The organism is Streptomyces sp. NPDC003077 (assembly GCF_040611095.1).
Taxonomy (GTDB): Bacteria; Actinomycetota; Actinomycetes; order Streptomycetales; family Streptomycetaceae; genus Streptomyces.
Map to the genome: position 1 here is coordinate 1 of NZ_JBEXNM010000031.1, position 16,044 is coordinate 16,044.

The 16,044-nt window shown below is 70.0% G+C and carries 17 protein-coding genes and 2 pseudogenes; 2 read left to right on the plus strand and 17 right to left on the minus strand.

The features are described from left to right. Window positions 1-632: pseudogene (locus ABZX96_RS20885) on the minus strand (serine hydrolase domain-containing protein); the annotation flags it as partial. A 594-nt stretch (window positions 633-1,226) separates the two neighbouring features. Between ABZX96_RS20885 and ABZX96_RS20890 the strand changes: the two are divergent. Then, a complete protein-coding gene (locus ABZX96_RS20890; RefSeq protein ID WP_355546504.1) occupies window positions 1,227-1,697 on the plus strand; it encodes a hypothetical protein in 471 nt (156 codons plus the stop codon). A gap of 435 nt (window positions 1,698-2,132) precedes the next feature. Here the strand turns inward: ABZX96_RS20890 and ABZX96_RS20895 are convergent, their stop codons facing one another. From ABZX96_RS20895 to ABZX96_RS20970, 16 genes and pseudogenes are all read right to left on the minus strand, one after another. Next, window positions 2,133-3,176, minus strand: a complete 1,044-nt coding sequence (locus ABZX96_RS20895) for a SpaA isopeptide-forming pilin-related protein (protein WP_355546506.1) — start codon at window positions 3,174-3,176, stop codon at window positions 2,133-2,135. A 130-nt stretch (window positions 3,177-3,306) separates the two neighbouring features. Next, on the minus strand, window positions 3,307-3,798 hold the full coding sequence (locus ABZX96_RS20900) for a hypothetical protein (protein ID WP_355546508.1): 492 nt from the start codon (window positions 3,796-3,798) through the stop codon (window positions 3,307-3,309). A gap of 43 nt (window positions 3,799-3,841) precedes the next feature. Then, window positions 3,842-4,684, minus strand: coding sequence for a DUF317 domain-containing protein (locus ABZX96_RS20905; protein WP_355546510.1), 843 nt, complete (start codon window positions 4,682-4,684; stop codon window positions 3,842-3,844). A 29-nt stretch (window positions 4,685-4,713) separates the two neighbouring features. Then, window positions 4,714-5,936, minus strand: a pseudogene (locus tag ABZX96_RS20910) (ATP-grasp domain-containing protein). Window positions 5,937-6,014: 78 nt separating this feature from the next. After that, complete coding sequence (locus tag ABZX96_RS20915; RefSeq protein ID WP_355546644.1) at window positions 6,015-7,178, minus strand: MFS transporter; 1,164 nt, start codon at window positions 7,176-7,178, stop codon at window positions 6,015-6,017. 74 nt (window positions 7,179-7,252) lie between these two features. After that, window positions 7,253-7,828: a hypothetical protein gene (locus ABZX96_RS20920; protein WP_355546512.1), complete on the minus strand. Its 576-nt coding sequence runs from the start codon at window positions 7,826-7,828 to the stop codon at window positions 7,253-7,255. Further along, entirely contained in the window at window positions 7,825-8,718 is an 894-nt protein-coding gene (locus ABZX96_RS20925) for a helix-turn-helix domain-containing protein (RefSeq protein ID WP_355546514.1), read from the minus strand. The genes ABZX96_RS20920 and ABZX96_RS20925 overlap by 4 nt, the downstream gene beginning before the upstream one ends. A gap of 28 nt (window positions 8,719-8,746) precedes the next feature. Beyond that, window positions 8,747-9,199 carry a hypothetical protein gene (locus ABZX96_RS20930; protein ID WP_355546516.1) on the minus strand — a complete coding sequence of 151 codons (453 nt, stop codon included), beginning with the start codon at window positions 9,197-9,199 and terminating at the stop codon, window positions 8,747-8,749. Between the two features lie 12 nt (window positions 9,200-9,211). Then, window positions 9,212-9,655: a hypothetical protein gene (locus ABZX96_RS20935; RefSeq protein ID WP_355546518.1), complete on the minus strand. Its 444-nt coding sequence runs from the start codon at window positions 9,653-9,655 to the stop codon at window positions 9,212-9,214. Further along, window positions 9,652-10,098: a hypothetical protein gene (locus ABZX96_RS20940; protein WP_355546520.1), complete on the minus strand. Its 447-nt coding sequence runs from the start codon at window positions 10,096-10,098 to the stop codon at window positions 9,652-9,654. The genes ABZX96_RS20935 and ABZX96_RS20940 overlap by 4 nt, the downstream gene beginning before the upstream one ends. Before the next feature lie 114 nt (window positions 10,099-10,212). After that, window positions 10,213-10,560 carry an SH3 domain-containing protein gene (locus ABZX96_RS20945; RefSeq protein WP_355546522.1) on the minus strand — a complete coding sequence of 116 codons (348 nt, stop codon included), beginning with the start codon at window positions 10,558-10,560 and terminating at the stop codon, window positions 10,213-10,215. Between the two features lie 182 nt (window positions 10,561-10,742). Then, window positions 10,743-11,465 (minus strand): hypothetical protein, encoded by a 723-nt coding sequence (locus tag ABZX96_RS20950; protein WP_355546524.1) that lies wholly within the window; start codon window positions 11,463-11,465, stop codon window positions 10,743-10,745. 55 nt (window positions 11,466-11,520) lie between these two features. Further along, window positions 11,521-12,210, minus strand: coding sequence for a hypothetical protein (locus ABZX96_RS20955; RefSeq protein ID WP_355546526.1), 690 nt, complete (start codon window positions 12,208-12,210; stop codon window positions 11,521-11,523). An 88-nt stretch (window positions 12,211-12,298) separates the two neighbouring features. Next, a complete protein-coding gene (locus tag ABZX96_RS20960) occupies window positions 12,299-12,784 on the minus strand; it encodes a hypothetical protein (protein WP_355546528.1) in 486 nt (161 codons plus the stop codon). After that, window positions 12,781-13,428 (minus strand): DUF4913 domain-containing protein, encoded by a 648-nt coding sequence (locus ABZX96_RS20965; RefSeq protein ID WP_355546530.1) that lies wholly within the window; start codon window positions 13,426-13,428, stop codon window positions 12,781-12,783. Before ABZX96_RS20965 ends, ABZX96_RS20960 begins: the two co-directional genes overlap by 4 nt. A gap of 152 nt (window positions 13,429-13,580) precedes the next feature. Further along, window positions 13,581-14,336: a site-specific DNA-methyltransferase gene (locus tag ABZX96_RS20970; protein WP_355546532.1), complete on the minus strand. Its 756-nt coding sequence runs from the start codon at window positions 14,334-14,336 to the stop codon at window positions 13,581-13,583. A 511-nt stretch (window positions 14,337-14,847) separates the two neighbouring features. Here ABZX96_RS20970 and ABZX96_RS20975 point away from each other — a divergent pair. Beyond that, a complete protein-coding gene (locus ABZX96_RS20975) occupies window positions 14,848-15,981 on the plus strand; it encodes a C40 family peptidase (protein WP_355546534.1) in 1,134 nt (377 codons plus the stop codon). Window positions 15,982-16,044: the final 63 nt, after the last annotated feature.

The following is a 16,044-nucleotide window of genomic DNA, read 5'->3' on the forward strand; positions in this document are numbered from 1 at the left end:
GCGTAGGAGTGGCCGGTCACGCGCTCGATGATCAGTCCGGCGATGAGGTAGTTGGTGTTGGAGTAGCCGTAGCCGGTGCCGGGCGGGAAGTCGGCAGGCTTGGCCGCGGCCCGCCGCACCTACCCGGCCCCGTCGTAGTGGCCAAAGCGCGTACGGACGAGCTCCTCGCCCTGCGGCAGGTCCCGCGCGACATCGTGCAGCCCGCTGGTGTGCTGGAGCGCCATCCTGACGGTGATCCTGTCGCCCTGGGGCACCAGCCCCGTCGGCAGATAGCGCGAGAGGGGCGCGTCCAGCGCCACCTCCCCCTGCCCGACGAGCTGGAACAGCACCACCGACGTGAACATCTTGATGGCGCTGCCGATGCGGAACCGCCCGTCGCGCGGCACCGGAGCCCTCCCGGCTCTCTTCGCGCGGCCGGACCTGGCAAGCCAGGACCGGCCGCCCTCGGTCACCCTCACCTGCGCCCCCACCGCGCCGCTCCGGGTCAGCAGGTCCAGATCGCGCTGAACCTCACGGGCCGTACCGGCCGCGCCAGCGGTGCCGGGGCCGGGCGCCGCCGCGGTGGGGAGGGCCAGGGAGCCCACCACGGCGGTGGCGAGCAGGCAGGTGAGCAGGGTCCGGGAGACGCGCATGGTGCCCCTTGGTGTCGTGTGCCGAACGGTTCGCGACACCCACCCCACACCCTGCTCCTTGGCACGTCACGGGGGGGTACCTCCCGTCCTGAGGTAGGAATTCGCGAACCTTGTCGCCCGGCGAGGGAAGCAACGGCTCGCTCAGTTCACGCCCACCGCACGTCGGTCAGCGACACACCGGCCCAGCAAACAGATGGTCCAGACGAAACGGCCGAGTCGTGCCGAGTGAGCAGGTTGGGGGGCGTACGGCTGGGACGACGGGCCGTGCCGTATGTCGAGGTGTCGTGCGCAGATACCGCTGGCAGACAGCGACGGCCCTCTCGGCTGGACTGTGTGACGGCCAGGTTCCAGGACGCGATTCCGCTACGGCTCGTCCGGCTCCGGACGAGCACATCGCAAAATCGGTCCACGGCCACCTTTTCCTGCACCATTCAGAACCGATCAGAGCGTTTAAAGCCCGTAGAAAGTTCGCACGGGCTCCCTGAAATCAAGCGGCGACCGCGCCCGGTGTGCATCTGCCATATGAGGGAATATGCCCTGAGCGCCGCCGTCATGCGCACGTCTCAAGTCCAGCCAATCGCGACAATCGCCGTTATGACATCGATGACGGAGACCTTCCGCCAGGCTCTGCAGACTGCGCTGGCCAACCGCGAGACGGTGAGCATCCGCGGCACCCTGGTCGAGATCCTGGAACGGGATCCCTCCAAGGGGGAGATCTCGGCAGCAAGCAAGGCAGCCCGAAGAATCGCCGAGGCCGGGGGCGCGGTCCTCATTTCTCTGCTTCCCGAGCAGGCCGGCGCCGACGCGTACGTACCCAAGGGACGCGAGTGCAGAAGGCACGCATCGAACTACCTGACCCTGAATGAAAAGACCATCAAAGACTTGCCCTGCCGCGTCGAGTTCGCCACGGAGAAGTGGGACGCGATCATCGACGAAGGGATGCGATCTACCCAGCAGAAGATCGAAAGCGACCCAAGTCTGTCTGCGTTTCTGCCCAACTGGAAGGCCGAACCACGTGCCGAATGGCGGGCCCGCCTCATGGATGAAGCAGATAGTGACAGCTGATCCCCTGTTCAGCGTGTCTCTGCCGACACACAGAACAATTAGCGCAGTGTAGGCAGCAAAGCTTCGAAAGGGCACCGGCACTTCATCGCCGCAGCGCTTCAATGGCGCAGACCAACATCCGCAGCCCATCAGGCATGTCGTAGGGCGGCCTCACGGGCCACCTTGCCAATCAAGTTAGTCGCCGGAGGCCGGCGTACAGCGGACGACCGGATTCGCTATCCATCGACAACTGGCGAAGCACGGTGGAACCCCCCGCATACCATCGCATCCGGCAGGAGTGTGAGCCTGAAAATAGAGGCCTTGGCCCCTTCCCGAATCCTCTGCCGCGTTGTTCCCGTTCAGCGAGGCCACACAGTGAGCGCCCGGGCACGCAGATGCCCCAGGAACCTGGGGGTAGGTTCCTGGGGCATCATGGGCGACGTGTATCGCGTTGTGTCAGTTCTCTTCGGAGGCCTCGTCGCGGCGATGTCGCCGGGCGGTGATGACCGCCCCTCCACCAGCGGCGATCAGTAGTGCCGCACTACCGATCAGCCATGGAGTGGCGTCAGCGCCTGTGTGGGCGAGCACGCCCCTGGACACGGGATTCGAGGCGCTCGGTACGTCCTCGTCTGCGGCAAGGGCGTCGAAAGCCTCGGCGGACGAGGAGGACGAAGAGGAAGCGCTGGGGCTCTTACCGGGCTCGCTCGGGGAGGCCTGGTTCGGGGCCGGCGTATCCGTTGCCGACTTCTCCGGAATTGGTTTGTCAGATGGCTCCCTCGTGGCAGTGGGCGTCGGAGGCGTGCTAACGGTTTGGGTGTGGGTGACGATCATGGTGACCGGGTCGCCGGGTTTCGCGGTGAAGGCACGCGCGGGTTCGTCGAGCTCGTATCCGACTGGCGCCTTGATCTGTTTGACCCAAAATCTGTTCCCCGCTCGTCTGTTGATGTTCAACGTCGCGGCGGCCGTGCCGTTGGGGCCAGTGGTCAGCGTGACAGTGGTCTTGTCTCCGGTGCCGATGTTGACTGTGGAGCCGGCCAGCGGCTTACCGCTCTTGCTGTCCTGCGCCTTCAGCAGGAGGGATGCGGGTTTGAAGGGATCGATGATCGTCAGCAGTGTGTCAGCGCCCGGTGCGACGATGACGTCCTGGTCTTGGACCACATCGTGCAACCGGCTTCCGCTGGTGACCTCTTTGAGTCGGTAGATACCCGCGGCCAGATCCCGGAAGGACAGTTGCCCGTCGGCGTCGGTCTTACCGCTGCCTGCCTGTCGTCCCTCGGAGTCGAACAGTGTGAACGTGGCCCCGGTGACGGTGTCGCCGCCGGGGTCCTTTGTCAGGATGGTGATCCCGCCAGTCTCCGCGCCGTCGCGCGGGGCAGCGGACGCGGACGGGGTTGGCTCGGCGGGCTGGGCCCAGGCGGCAGGGGACCAGAGCACGGCGCCGACCACGGCGGCGACGGTGATGGCCGCAGCGGGAAGGCGGCGTGCGGAGCGGGTGCGCAAGAAGAGATTCTCCTGAGTGGGATGTGAACCAGGGGCATCCGTTGGCCAGCAAGGGTGGGGCGCAGACCGGCTGGTACTACGGAAGGCGCCGACGCGGTGGGTCGTGGGCCCGACGGGTTGGCGTCGTAGATCAGCGGGTGCGGGTCGCTGCGGCACTGATCGGCATGGATGGGGCCTTCCGGACGGTCAGAGCCGGTGAGCGGGAGGGGGTCGTGCCCGTCCACGAGCCGGGGAGCCAGGTCTGCGCGTACCGCTGGATGGCCGCCCGTAGCTCGCCGGTCTCGGCGCCCTTCCAGGGCACCAGGTCGGTGTCGCGGAAGTGCTGGATGCGGGCGTAGCCGCTGGTTCCGGGGCGGAGGCCGTGGGCCGCGTCGCGGCGGGTGAAGGTGTGGTGGTCAGCGAAGGTGAGGACGGCGGCGTCGATCTCCCCTTTTTCCGGGTGGATGACGGCCAGGCGCAGGCCGTCGTACTCGTCGGCGCGGATGGTGCGGGAGAAGTCGATGCGCAGCCGCAAAGGCAAGCTGGGCAGCGGGGTGGCGTAGTACGTGTTGCCGACGATGGCGCTCTCGCCGAACGGCAGCCTGAGGTGCTCGGCGAAGAACTGCTGGGCGTGCAGGGCCAAGGGGTGCCTTCTGAGGGTGCGGACGGGCGAGGGAACGGCACGTTCAGCGGCGCGGACTGCTACGGACACCGGCTGGGGCCGGGGGCAGGGTGGTGGTGCTCCAGCGTGGGACGCTGCTGGTGCCGAGTGTCGGAGGACGGCGTCGCGCGGCGGCGCGGCGGACATCGAGCGGTGTCGGCGCCGGAGGTTCGGGGGGTTGGACCGGGGTAAGCCGGGCCAGGGCAGCCAGCCTGGGCTGAAGGCACTCTCGGTAGCGGGCGACGGGGGCCGAGTCCGTGAAGGCGGCGGCGGTGGCGGCGATCAGGTGAGCCGGGGTGTTGGCGGTGAAGGCGGCCTCGGCGCGGGTGGCCCAGCCGGGAGGGCCCGCCCACAGGGTGACGGTCTCGTCGTCCGGATCGTGGCGGCGCAGGTCGATGAAGGCGCCGGCCTGCTTGTCGGGGGCGATGATCTCCACCGTGCCCCGTTCGGCGGCTCCGTGTGCCCAGCCCGCGGTGAACAGCGGGCGGACGTAGTCGTGCCAGGTCAGCGGCGGGCGGGCGAGGAAGCGGCTGTTGCCGTCCGGGTAGTCCTGGACCAGGGCCTGGGTGAATCCGGCGACGAGTTCCGGGGGTGTGTTCTGGTTGAAGGTCGCCGCCCAGCTCCGGGGGCCGAAGGGGTCGGCGTAGGCGGCGATGTTCCACAGGTCGTAGTCGTCGCCGAAGAAGCCGACGCGGAGTCGGCTGTCGGGTGAGACGTATACGGTCCTGCCGAGGTCGTCATCGACGTGCTGGCTTGGCCAGTTGCTGTCGGTGAACGGTTTCAGGGCGACCTCGTCGACGCCGGGCATGCCGGCGAGGTAGCGCGGGGAGACGTACACGTCCCCCTCGATCGTGTCGGGGTCGGACATGGGCACATCCGGAAGAGTCGGGAGCGGTGTCAGGCGGCTGCCTGGGGTTCGACCTGGACGGTCAGGCGCCGGTACGCCTCGGTGGCACGGGTCTGGGCGAGGGCGGCGGTGGGAGCCGTGGTGATGAGAAACCCGATGCGGGCGGTGAACATGTCTCCGTCCGGGGGCAGGGTGAGCAGGTCCCCCGGTTCGCGCTGGAAGTGGACGCGCTCCAGCCCCTCAGTGATGGCGTTGAGGTCCTCGTCGAGGTGGCGCGCCGTGAGGGTGCCGGAGTAGGCGGGGTAGACGATGCGGATCGCCGCTGCCTGGCGGCGTGTGGCGGTGAGATCGGGAGCGTGGCCGCAGGCGATGTCGGCGGCGGCGCGCGCGAGGTCGATGCCGGTGGCGAGGTGAACGAGGTGGCCGATCACGTCGCCGGCGATGCGGGCGTTGACCTCGATCAGCCGAGGGCGGTTGTCCACCAGGCGCATCTCGACGTGGCTGACGCCGTCGGTGACGCCGAGGGCCTTGAGGGCGGCGACAGCGGCCGGGGCGACGGTGGCGAGAAGTGGGTCGTCGGCGTCGACGGAGTGGGCGAGTTCCTCGAAGTACGGTTCCATGCCGACGGTCTTGCGGGTGACGGCGACCACCGTGATCCGGCCGCGGTAGGTGACGCATTCGACGCTCAGCTCCGGTCCGTCGAGGTACTCCTCCACCAGTACCTGGGTGCTCTCCACCCCACGGTCGGCTGCCTGGGCCGCGAAGGCGCACGCCGTCGGCAGGTCGTCGGCGCTGTCGACGCGGATGACGCCGATGCTGGCGGCGTGCGAGGCGGGCTTGAGGACGACCGGGTAGCCGATGTTTCGCGCGGCCTCGGCGGCCTCGGCGGGTGAGGACACGCTCACGGAGGCGGCCGAGGGGACTCCGTGCCGGGCGAACAGCGCTCGGGCGGTGGCCTTGTTGCGCAGCGCCGCATCGCTTCCGGCGCGTTGGCCGGCAGTCCGAGCCGGCGGGCCAGGCGGGCGACCGGGACGAGGTACCACTCGGTCCAGGTGACCACCCCGGCCAGCGGGTGGCGTTCGGCCAGGACGCGACCGGCGGCGTCCAGCGCTGCCTGGTCGGTGGGGTCGGCGACCTCCCAGTCGACGAGGAACGGGCGCTCCTGGGCGGGTTCGGCCTCCGTGATCAGGACGACGTCGTAGTGGGCCGCGATGTTTTCCAGGCAGTACCCGCGGTATGCCTCGGCCTCCCTGCCGGATGCGGCGACGACCAGGACGACGGGGCGAAGGGACAAGGGAACGCTCCAAGCAGGTGGGAGGAAGAGACGGCGGTCCGGTGGTACGGAGCCGGGTCAGGCGAGGAAGGCGCGCAGGCCGGGGACGGTGCGCAGTCGGGTGAAGGCGGCGGCCAGGCCGACGGCCTGCAGGACGGCGCAGCCGGTGATGACGTGGCCGAGCAGGGCGGACGGGACCGCGGTGACAAGCAGGCCCGCAACGGGGAAGGGCAGCAGGAGCAGCAGGATCGTCAGCGACAGGGTGCTGCCGAACGCGTCGGCGAGGATCATGTGGGACCGCAGGGTGCGCAGGACGACGGTGATGCCGCCCTCGCCGGCCATGAGGATCGCGAGCACCGCCAGGTACGCCTGGTAGGTATGGGCAAGGGGGATCGCGAGGCAGGCCGCGGTCGTGACGAACGCGAATACGGCGCCGACCGGCCACAGGCCCCATCGGTCGATGGCGCGCCGACAGGCCGCGACCGCGGCCAGGGAGGCGATGGCGGCGGCCGACCAGACCAGGCCGACATCTGCATGGGAGTGCCCGAGCTGCTGGACCACGATCACGGGTGCGGCGGCTTGCAGAAGGCCGATCGCGAGGTTGGACAGGGTGACTCCCGCGACCAGCCACGCGAGGGCGGGCAGGGAGCGCAGGGTTACCCAGCCGGTGCGGAGGCTCCGGACGACGGAAGCGGGAGCGGTGGTCCGCCGGTGCCTGGGCTGCCGGAGCGCGAAGGCACCGGCGAGCAGGGAGAACGCGGCAAGCACGGTGAGCATCCCTGTGGGCCCTCCCCACTCCAGGAGCAGTCCGCCCAGTACGGGCCCGGCCAGGGTGGCGGTCTGGTCGATGCCCAGGAGCACCGTCTGTATGCGGTGCGCGCATTCGCCGCCGGAGCGGCTGGCGACGCCGCCGGCCGTCTCGGCCGCGAGGTAGCTGAACTCGGTGAGCATTCCGGTGGAGGCGGCGAGCAGCATGACGGTGACCGTGGCCCCGAGTCCGTCGGCCTGGGTCGGCAGGAGAAGCGCGGCGGCCAGGACGACCGCGGCGCGCAGGACGGTGGCGAGGCGGAAGACGCGGATGGTGCCGTAGCGGTCGACCAGGGCGCCGGCCAGCGCGAAGGCCAGCAGGCGCGGCACCCATTCCAGGGCGAAGGCCAGGCCGGTCAGGGCGGCGGAGCCGGTGGTGGCGAGCACCAGCAGCGGGATGCCGTACGTGGTCATGGCGGACGCCGCGGCGTCCATGCTGCGCGGCAGGTAGACACCGCGCAGGAGGGGGGAAACCGGTCGGCGGGCCGAAGGGTGTCCGGCGTTGGGTCTCACGCGGCGTGCTCCCCTTCGTCCGCCCCGGTCGTGGACCGGAGCCCGTGCTCGGTGAGGACCTGTGGGGTCTCCTGGATCCACGCGGTCAGGGCGGTCCAGGGCAGGTACAGGTCGGACGCCGCCTCGGAATGCGGGAGGAGGCCGGCGTCCACCAGTCGCTGCGCCCACCGGCCGAAGGAAGCGGGCCCGTAAGTGATGGTCGGCACGCGGCTCAGGAGCAGGAGGGTGTGCTGGACGCGGGTGACGAAGTCGGCGGCCGTAGAGGGGAACTGGTGGGTGCGGGCCCACCGGGCGGCGGTGTCGTATACCTCGGCAAGCCCGGTGCCGCGGTCGGTGAGCAGGTAGCTGGTGCGCGCGTGACGGCCGAGGCGGACCAGCCCCAGGGCCCGTCCGGCATCCAGGGCGTGGCGGACCTGGTGGCGGGTGAGGTCGGCGAAGGTGCGCTGCAACATGCGGCGGTCGACGGGGCCATTGTCGTCGATGTCGCTGATGATGCGGATGAGGCCGGGGTGGGACAGGGCGGTGACCACGCGGGCCGTTCGACCGGTGCGGGACTTCTCGGGAGGGATCATCGACGCGGGCCCCCGGCCGGAGCGCTGGGGCGGGCGGGCATCTGGTGCGAGAAGAGGTCACTGGCCCGCCACGGCGTGGCCGGCGCTCGTGTGGACAGCGCTGGAGCACCCGCCGCTCCGGAAGCGACCGACGGGACCCCACGCCGGGACTGGGTGGTCAGCCACGCGCCCGACCGTGCCTGGGAAGGCGCGGGACTCTGCCCCCACAGCGGGTGCGCGTCGGCGCCCTTGAGCGAGCGTCCGGCCGCCCACGCCGACAGGGCCTGGTAGGCCGGGGCCAGCGCCTGGCCGCTGGCGGACAGCTGGAAGTCACCGGTCTTCGTGACCTCGATCAAGTCGTCGTCGATCAGTCGCCGCAGCGGCGGGTACACGTTGCTCGGACTGGTCTCCGGCATGGCTTCGGCGGCCAGCGACTTGGCGCCGGCGGTACCCCGGGACTTGAGCACCCACAGGAGCGCGGTGGTGTGGCGGGGAGTGATCAGGGCGAGGGTGTCTTCGATGTTCTGCGCCGGCGGAAGCGGCTTCGGTTCCAGTTCGCCGGTGGCCTCGTTCCGTATGAGGGGCTTCTCCAGGTGCGTGTCCCCCCAGGTGGCCAGCACCGCCAAGACCGGCATCAGGTCGGTGCCACGGCTGGTCAGTCCGTAGGTGACGTGGCGCGGGGCGTGCTCGGTGCGCTCGACCAGCCCGGCGTCGACCAGCTTGCCCAGTTTCGGATGAAGCTGGCCGTCGTGGAGCCACGGCAGGCGGGGCTTGATCTCCGCGTAGCGCAGCGGCTGCGAGGCCAGGGTCATCAGCACCCACACGTTCCAGGTGGGAGCGAGCATCTCCAGGCTTTCGGTGACGCGCGAGATGTCGTTCAAGGTGGGGCGGGACAGACCGGTAGGGGCCAAGGGGGAACTCCTGGAACGGGCGGGAAGGTCAGCGGGTGCGGGGCGTGGCCGACGCCGGAGCGGGAGCCGGTACGGGCGGCGCGGTCGGCGGCGAGGGCGTCGGCTCCGAAGCCGATTCCGGGGCCGGGACACGGTGCAGGCTGCTCAGGACGCTGCTGAGGCTTTTGGCGTACGCGTCACGGGTGGCGACGGACTCGGAGATCCGGCGGGCGCAGTCGAGGATGTGGCCCGCTGTGAAACGGCCGATCTCCTTGCCCGGCCCCACCAGTTCGCGTAGCCGCGCCAGTTGGAAGGCGATGTTGCGCTCGGCGAGTTCCAGGTCGGTGCGGCTGCCGGTCAGAGCGGCGAGCATGCTGTCGCGGGGGTGGGCGGCGACGTGGGCCTCAAGGGCGGCGAGCGGGGCCCCGTACAGGTCTTCGATGCGCGCGGTGAGTGTCTGGGCAACGGTTGGGTCGGTGGTGTGGTGCTGGGGCTCGGCCAATCGGCGGTGCCTTTACGGTCGGTGCCCGGGTGCCGCCCCGGCACGGTGGGCTGCAGGGGAGGGCGGAAGGGCAGTGGTGATCTTCGGCTGGGTCATCTGTACGGCCCGGCCGGGCACCGGAGCGGGAGGAGGCATGCTCCGCAGCAGCTCGCCGAGCGCGGTGAGGTAGCCGTTGCGTCCGGCCAGTGCCGCGTCCATCCACTGAGCGTCGAAGCGCAGGTCGGTGGCGGACAGCTCGTCCATATCGCGGTCCGCGGCGGTGGCCTGGTGGACACGGTCTCGTACCCGGGCCACCTGCTGCTCGGCGACCGCCAGGAAGCTGCGCAGTTCCAGCGCGCGTACCAGGGCCGGTGGTGCATCGGGCCTCACCGCCCGTTCGTACAGGTCACTCACCGGGGCGCCGAAGGCTTGCTCCAGCGCCTCGTCCTGGCTCGTGGGTTTCGTCCGCGCGCTCATCGCATCGCCCCTGGTACCGGGACGGTCGCGGTGGCCGGCAGGGTGGGTGGGGTCGTCGTCAGGGCGGGACGTTGACGGCCGCCGACGTGGACCTCCTGTCGACCCCTGCGACCGTTGGAAGCATCGGGGTCGAGGAGGTACTGCACGAGCACGGCCCGCCCGTCGCGCACGGCGACGGCGGCGTTGACCTGTTGGGCCAAGTCCATGACCGGGTCCGCAAGCTCTCCGGGTTCGGTGCCCAGCGCCTCGACGAGCGCGTCCTCGGCCCGTTCCAGCGCGGCCTGAGCTTGGGCAAGAAGGCCGTACCAGTGCACGGTGGCCGTGGCCTCCCGGTTGGCCTGCGGCGCCGCCGTTACCGCCCGGCGGAGTTCATCCAGCGGCATCCGGAATCGGTTCTCCACCTGCTGGGTGATGACGCCCATGACGTCCTCGGCGTCGAACACGGCAAGACTCCTTTCTTTTCCTTCCCATGCGAGGAGCGGTGCACGCTTCGCAGGCAATGCGCGTTGCCGGTGACGGGATACCAACCGAGCCGGGAGCTGGCGTAAGCCGGCCGGTCAGTGCAGGCAGGTGTAGACGTCGCGGAAAACGTAGTTTCCGGATACCCAGCCCTTTACGCCAGTGGTCTTGTCGGTGATGTAATGCCAATTCCCACTGGTCTTGTGGACGGTGAACTTGTGGCCCCGGTACAGGATCCCGACGGCGGTGGACCTGGTCGTGGCCTTGGAGCGGATCGTGACGGCGTTCGTATCGATCACCCACGGCCCGAGCCGGTCACACGGCCCGGACACGGCTGCCGAGACCGACGTATGGGCGGGAGCGGCGCTCGCGGTCGTGGTGGTCACGAGCGGCAGGGCCAGTGCGCCGAGAACGGCGGCAGAAACGGCTATGCGGGTTGCGCGCATGGGGAATTAAGCTCCATTGGGTGAGAGCGAGAAAGAGGAATCAGGCCCGGGAGTTACCGTGCAGGCCGGATTCAAGAGTCCGAGGAATCCCCGGTTTCGCTAACCGGGTGCGGACTGCTATGTTCCGCACGGACTGACGTCGGCGGGTCGGCATTTCCCAGCGAGCCTGAAGCGCGCCATTCTCAGCGGCTGTGGCCGCGCGGCGGCGCGGGAGGTACGGGTCGGCCAGGAGTCGAAGGCAGCGCCGCGCGGCGGTCGGACGCCGGAGGGGCCGGCAGCGGAACGTCCTCGCCGTACCAGTGCGCTTCCCACCACCTCGTGGCGGCTTCGAAGGTGGTGAAGCCGCCCTCCCGCAGGGTGTGCGTCCAGGCGTCGGTGTCGATCTCTTCCAGCAGCACCCGGAAGGGCAGCGGTTCCCGTTCATCGCAGGCGCGCAGGAGCACCGTGGTCTGTTCGGGCGGGCTGTCGCGGGTGTAGCTGGTGAGGAGGGCGAAGTGATCGCCGTCGCCGCGCAGCCGCTCCTCCAGGGTCCGTGTCGCGTCGTCCGCCGGGGCGGTCCCTGTGTCCCGGGACAGAAGGGTCTTGTCCTCGGGGCAGCCGCGGGCGATCAGCCAGGACTGTGCCATGGCCGGGAGCGGCAGTTCGGCGTGGTCGAAGCGGAAGGTGCGCGCGGCGACGTCCCGCTGGAGGTGGAGGGCGACCATCTGTGGTTTTCCGGGGGTGTCCCAGGTGACGGACTGGTTGTGCAGGACGTAGAAGCTGTGCCGGTCGTCGCTGGTGTGGTGTTCGGCCAGCACGGTGAGCATGTCCTGGTCACCGGCGATGTGCTGCGAGAACTGTTCGTCCACCCGGTCATCGGCCGCCTGGTAATCGTCTAGGCGGAAGTCCGGTTCGTAGGAGGGCATCGGTGCTTTCGGATCGGAGGCGGGCGCGGCCTCGTACGGGTGCCCGGCCTGGCGCTCAGCGACGGGCGCGGGAGGGCGCGGGCCAGGCTCCCGGTCGTTGTGCGGGAGCCGCGGCAGGCGGACGCTGACCGGCGAGGAGCGCGCGGCCGGCCTCGGTGACGGTGACGGGCTGACCGGCGTGCAGGGGATGCGAGTCGTCGCGCACCACGAGACCGGCGTGCTCCAAGCGCTGGAACTGGCTGTAGGCGACCCGGGTACCGGAGGCGGTCACGACCGACAGGCGCTGCGTGAGCAGGTGCTCGCGCAACGTGGCTCCCTGGGTGATGGCCAACAGGGCTGCGTGATCCAGTGTCGGCAGCTCCGGTGCCGGACCGGTCCGGTGGGTACGGGCGGCGGCTTCGATGGGCGTCAGCGCGTGCTCGACCTGCTGGTGGCATTCGTCGCGCGTGGCGGCTGCCTCTTTCAATTGCCGGACGGTTCGGTCGAGTCGTGTGAACAGCGCCTGGTCGACCGGGAATTCGCCGGAGGCCAGTCGCTGCAGGAGGACACGGTAGAAGGTCACCGCATGCCCGGCCTGGACCAGAGCGCGGTGGGCGTCGGCCAAGCGGGCGTGCGGTTCGGCGAGCAGCTCGCGGTCGCGGTGCTGCCAGAGCTGATCGATCGTGTGGCCCACCGCCGCCTCGATGCGGTGGTCGAGGGCCGTGAACGCCTTCGTGGGTGGTGTCGGTGCGGGGGCTGCGGGCATGGCTGCGGTAGTTCCTGAGTGCGGTGATCACGGTGGCCCGCTGGCGACGAGAGCACCTGGCCGACCAGGTCGTGAAGGGGTGACGGCGTTACCGTGCGCGGCCCTTCGCGGTCGTGGGTGCGGGTGCGGGAAGGCCGGGCAGCGCGTACGGCGGCGGGCCCGGCTTCGGGACCGTCCGCCGGGGGACCAGTTGCGGCGAACGGACGCGGGCGGCGTGGGCGCGGGCCAGGCTCGGGCGCCGGACGACGCCCAGGCGGGCGCGGGCGGTCTCGTAGACCTCCTGCTTGGCGCGCGGGCCGACGGCGACCACGTGGATCTCGACGCGATGATCCGAATGCGGCGGAGCCGGACGCTGGGCGTACACGACGCGCCACGCGTTGCGGTGATCGATGTAGAGCTTTCGGCAACCGACGAGTTCTTCGGTCAGCTTGCTGCCGAACACCCGGGCGCTGACGACATCCTGGAGGCGGGCGAGGGCCAGGTCCCGGATGTCGCCGGGGGCCTGGAGAAGGTCGGTCAGGGCTCGCGGATCGAAGGACAGGCCGAAGGCCGACCGGGCTTCGGGGCCGGTCATCCGGTGGCCTGGCCCGGTGCGCCGGGCGTCCGCGGCTCCTCGACCTCCGGGCTCGAAGATCGGACGGAGGGCATGAGACCGGGCAGCAGGCGGTGGGCGGGACGGTCCGGGTCGGTCATGCAGGCGGACAGCGGCCCGCCGGGGGCCCGGACGGCGGCCATGGCGTGGGTGAGGAAGTCGCGGTGCCACACGAACAGCCCGCTGGGCCCCGCTTCCGGGTCCTTGTGCTGCTGATAGGCCAGCCACAGGGCGTGTAGCCAGGCGACGACGGCGTCGTGCTCCTGCCACTGCCGGCACCAGGGCGCCGCGGTGGTGACCTCCACGCCGTAGACGGCCATGAGGAAGTCATCCACCCAGTCCGACAGGGCGTCGAGTTCGTCCTCGTACTCCTCGCCCTCCAGTTCCAGGATCGGGCGGGGCTCCGGCGGTGCGGACGGCATCGGCATACCGGAGAATCCCGGAAGGCCGAACGCGCCGAAATCCGGCGGTGGCGGTGCGGAGGACAGACTGTCGAGCTGCTTGGCCTGCTCGGCCGACTGCTCCAGCAGCTTGCGGACGCTCGCCTCGATGCTCTCCAGGTCGGTGTCCGGCAACCGGACCGGTTCCCTTTCCCCGCCGCCTGTCGGGTCTATGGATTCAGGCACGAGAAGGTCCTCCTTGAAGCCCCGGCCGATGAACGTGCAGTGCGGTCCCAACCATCCGGGTAAAACCCGGTTTCGCCAACCGGAAAGGCGCTGCTATACGCCCGGCACGGCCCGGCGAAAGTTCCTCTACCGTGCCGCGCCATAGGCGCGGATCAGGAGGACAGGACGAAATCGTCCTGGTGCAGGGTCTGGCGAACGGTGTCGGTGAGCCGGTCGGCGGCGATCTGCGCGTAGTGCTTGGTCTTTTCGACGCCGATGAAGTCCCGTCCCTCCAAAAGGGCGGCGACGCCTGTCGAGCCGGAGCCCGCGCAGAAGTCGAGCACGGTGCCGCCCGGCGGAGAGATCTTCACCAGCTCGCGCATCACCTCGACCGGCTTCTGTGTGAGGTGTTGGCGGTTCTTGCCCGAGGGCTGCGAGGCGCTGTAGAGACCCGGCAGGTAGACCGGGTTGCGCGTACCGTCGATCGGCCCATTCGACGCCCAGACGACGAACTCGCAGTTCTGGGTGAAGCGTCCCTTCTGCGGCCTGGCCAGCGGCTTGTGCCAGGCGAGCACACCGCGCCACAGCCAGCCGGCCGCCTGGATCGCGTCCGTCGTGATCGGCAACTGGCGCCAGTCGGTGAAAAGCAGCGCGGTGCCGCCCTCCTTGGTGAGCCGGTGCGCCTCCGTCATGATCTGCGTCAGCCAGAATCCGTAGGACCGCTGGTCCATGTTCTCGCCGGTGAAGTCCGGCAGGTCATGGCCGGCGTCGGCGGAGGCGTACTTCTGGCGGGCGCTGCGGGACGTGCGCTCCTTCGCGGTGCGGCCACCGGAGTTGTACGGCGGATCGGTGATGACGGAGTCGACGCAGTTGTCCGGCAGTTCGGCGAGAACGCTCAGCGCGTCGCCCTGGTGCAGGGAGAAAGGCAAAAAGGTACCCCGATTCGGGTCGTGCGGGTTACGGGAAAGACACTCCGGCTCGCGTGCGTCATCCGCAGCCGGGCCATTCGGGTATGGACGCGCCGCGCGGTGGGATGGCGAGGGGAGGAAGCAAAACTGTAGGGGACGATTCCCGGTTGAACGGTGCCGCCGCCCGGCAGCCCAAGGCGCCCGATGATTTCGGCAACCGGAGTTCCGCCCCTACTGTTGTGGAACTGCTGCCTGACGTGTCCCCGCCCCTGCCTTTCGCAAAGGCACGGCTTTCCCCGGTACGGCTGATGCGACGCGGGCCACCGCACCTTCTTCCCGTACGGCAGGGATCTGATCCGGTACGCGCGATTTCGGCCGCAGCACTCTTCCCGGCCCCCGTTGACACCCGGCCGAGGCTTCACTTCGAAGGACCCCTTGTGACCGATCCCCATCCTCGCCTGCCCACCTCCCGGCCGCCGGACGGCCCGCGCCCGTCCACAGACGGCCCGCACCCGTCGGCGGACGGCCCGGATTGAAGGGCATAGCCGCCGGCATCGGCGTCGTCATCCTCTCCCCGCTCCTGTTCGCCGGGACCGCCATGATGATGGCCGCCTCCAGCGAAGCCGCCCAGACCACCACTTCCCTCAGCAGGTGCTCCGGCGACCTGAACACCGAGGCGGTCGCCAAACAGGTCACCGCCATCCTGGACGGGGCGTCCGCCAAGGACGTCAAGGTCGAGGGGCTGGACCTGCCCGCCGAGCAGATCCCCAACGCCCGGACCATCGTGGCCACCGGTATCAGCCTGGGCGTCCCCCCGCGCGGGCAGATCGTCGCCCTGGCCACCGCGATGCAGGAATCGCGCCTGCGCAACCTCAACTACGGCGACCGCGACAGCCTCGGGATCTTTCAGCAGCGCCCCAGCCAGGGATGGGGGACCGCCCAGCAGGTCCGCGATCCCGTGTACGCGAGCGAACGGTTCTACAAGGCCCTGCTGAAGGTCCACGGCTGGCACCAGTTGTCCGTCACCCAGGCCGCCCAGGCGGTACAGAATTCCGGCTATCCCGGCGCGTACGCGCAGTGGGAGAAGCTGGCGACGGCTCTGCAGAAGGCCCTCGCCGCGACATTCCCCAAGAGCGGCCAGGGCCAGCCCGGTACGGGTGCGGCCGAGAGCAAGGAGGCCGAGACCGGCACCCGCGGCTGCCCCGCCGCCAACGACGGATCCGGCTACGGGCGCATCCCCGAGGGCAGCGTGCCGAAGGGGTACGCGATCCCCAAGGACGCCGCCCCCGCGGCCCGCAAGGCCATCGACTGGGCGATGCACCAGCTCGGCACCCTGTACCAGTGGGGTGGAAGCTGCACCAACCCCCACGGCCCCGATCCGATGGGCCGCTGCGACTGCAGCTCGCTGGTGCAGCAGTCCTACGCCCACGCCGGCATTACGCTCACCCGCACCACGTACACGCAGGTCAGCGAGGGCAAGGCGGTCTCCGCCGGCGATCTGCGGCCCGGTGACCTGATCTTCAGCCGCGGCACCGCGAGCCGACCCGAACACGTCGGCATGGCCATGGGTGAAGGACTGGTGATCGAGGCCCCCAGGACCGGGAAGCCGGTCCGGATCACGCCGCTCAAGGACTGGAACGTCCTCGCCGTCCGCCGCGTCGTGTGACACCCGTCTCGAACGATCCCCGGCCGGCCTTCTCGCGCCCCGAGCGCCGCCTCCCTCTCCCCT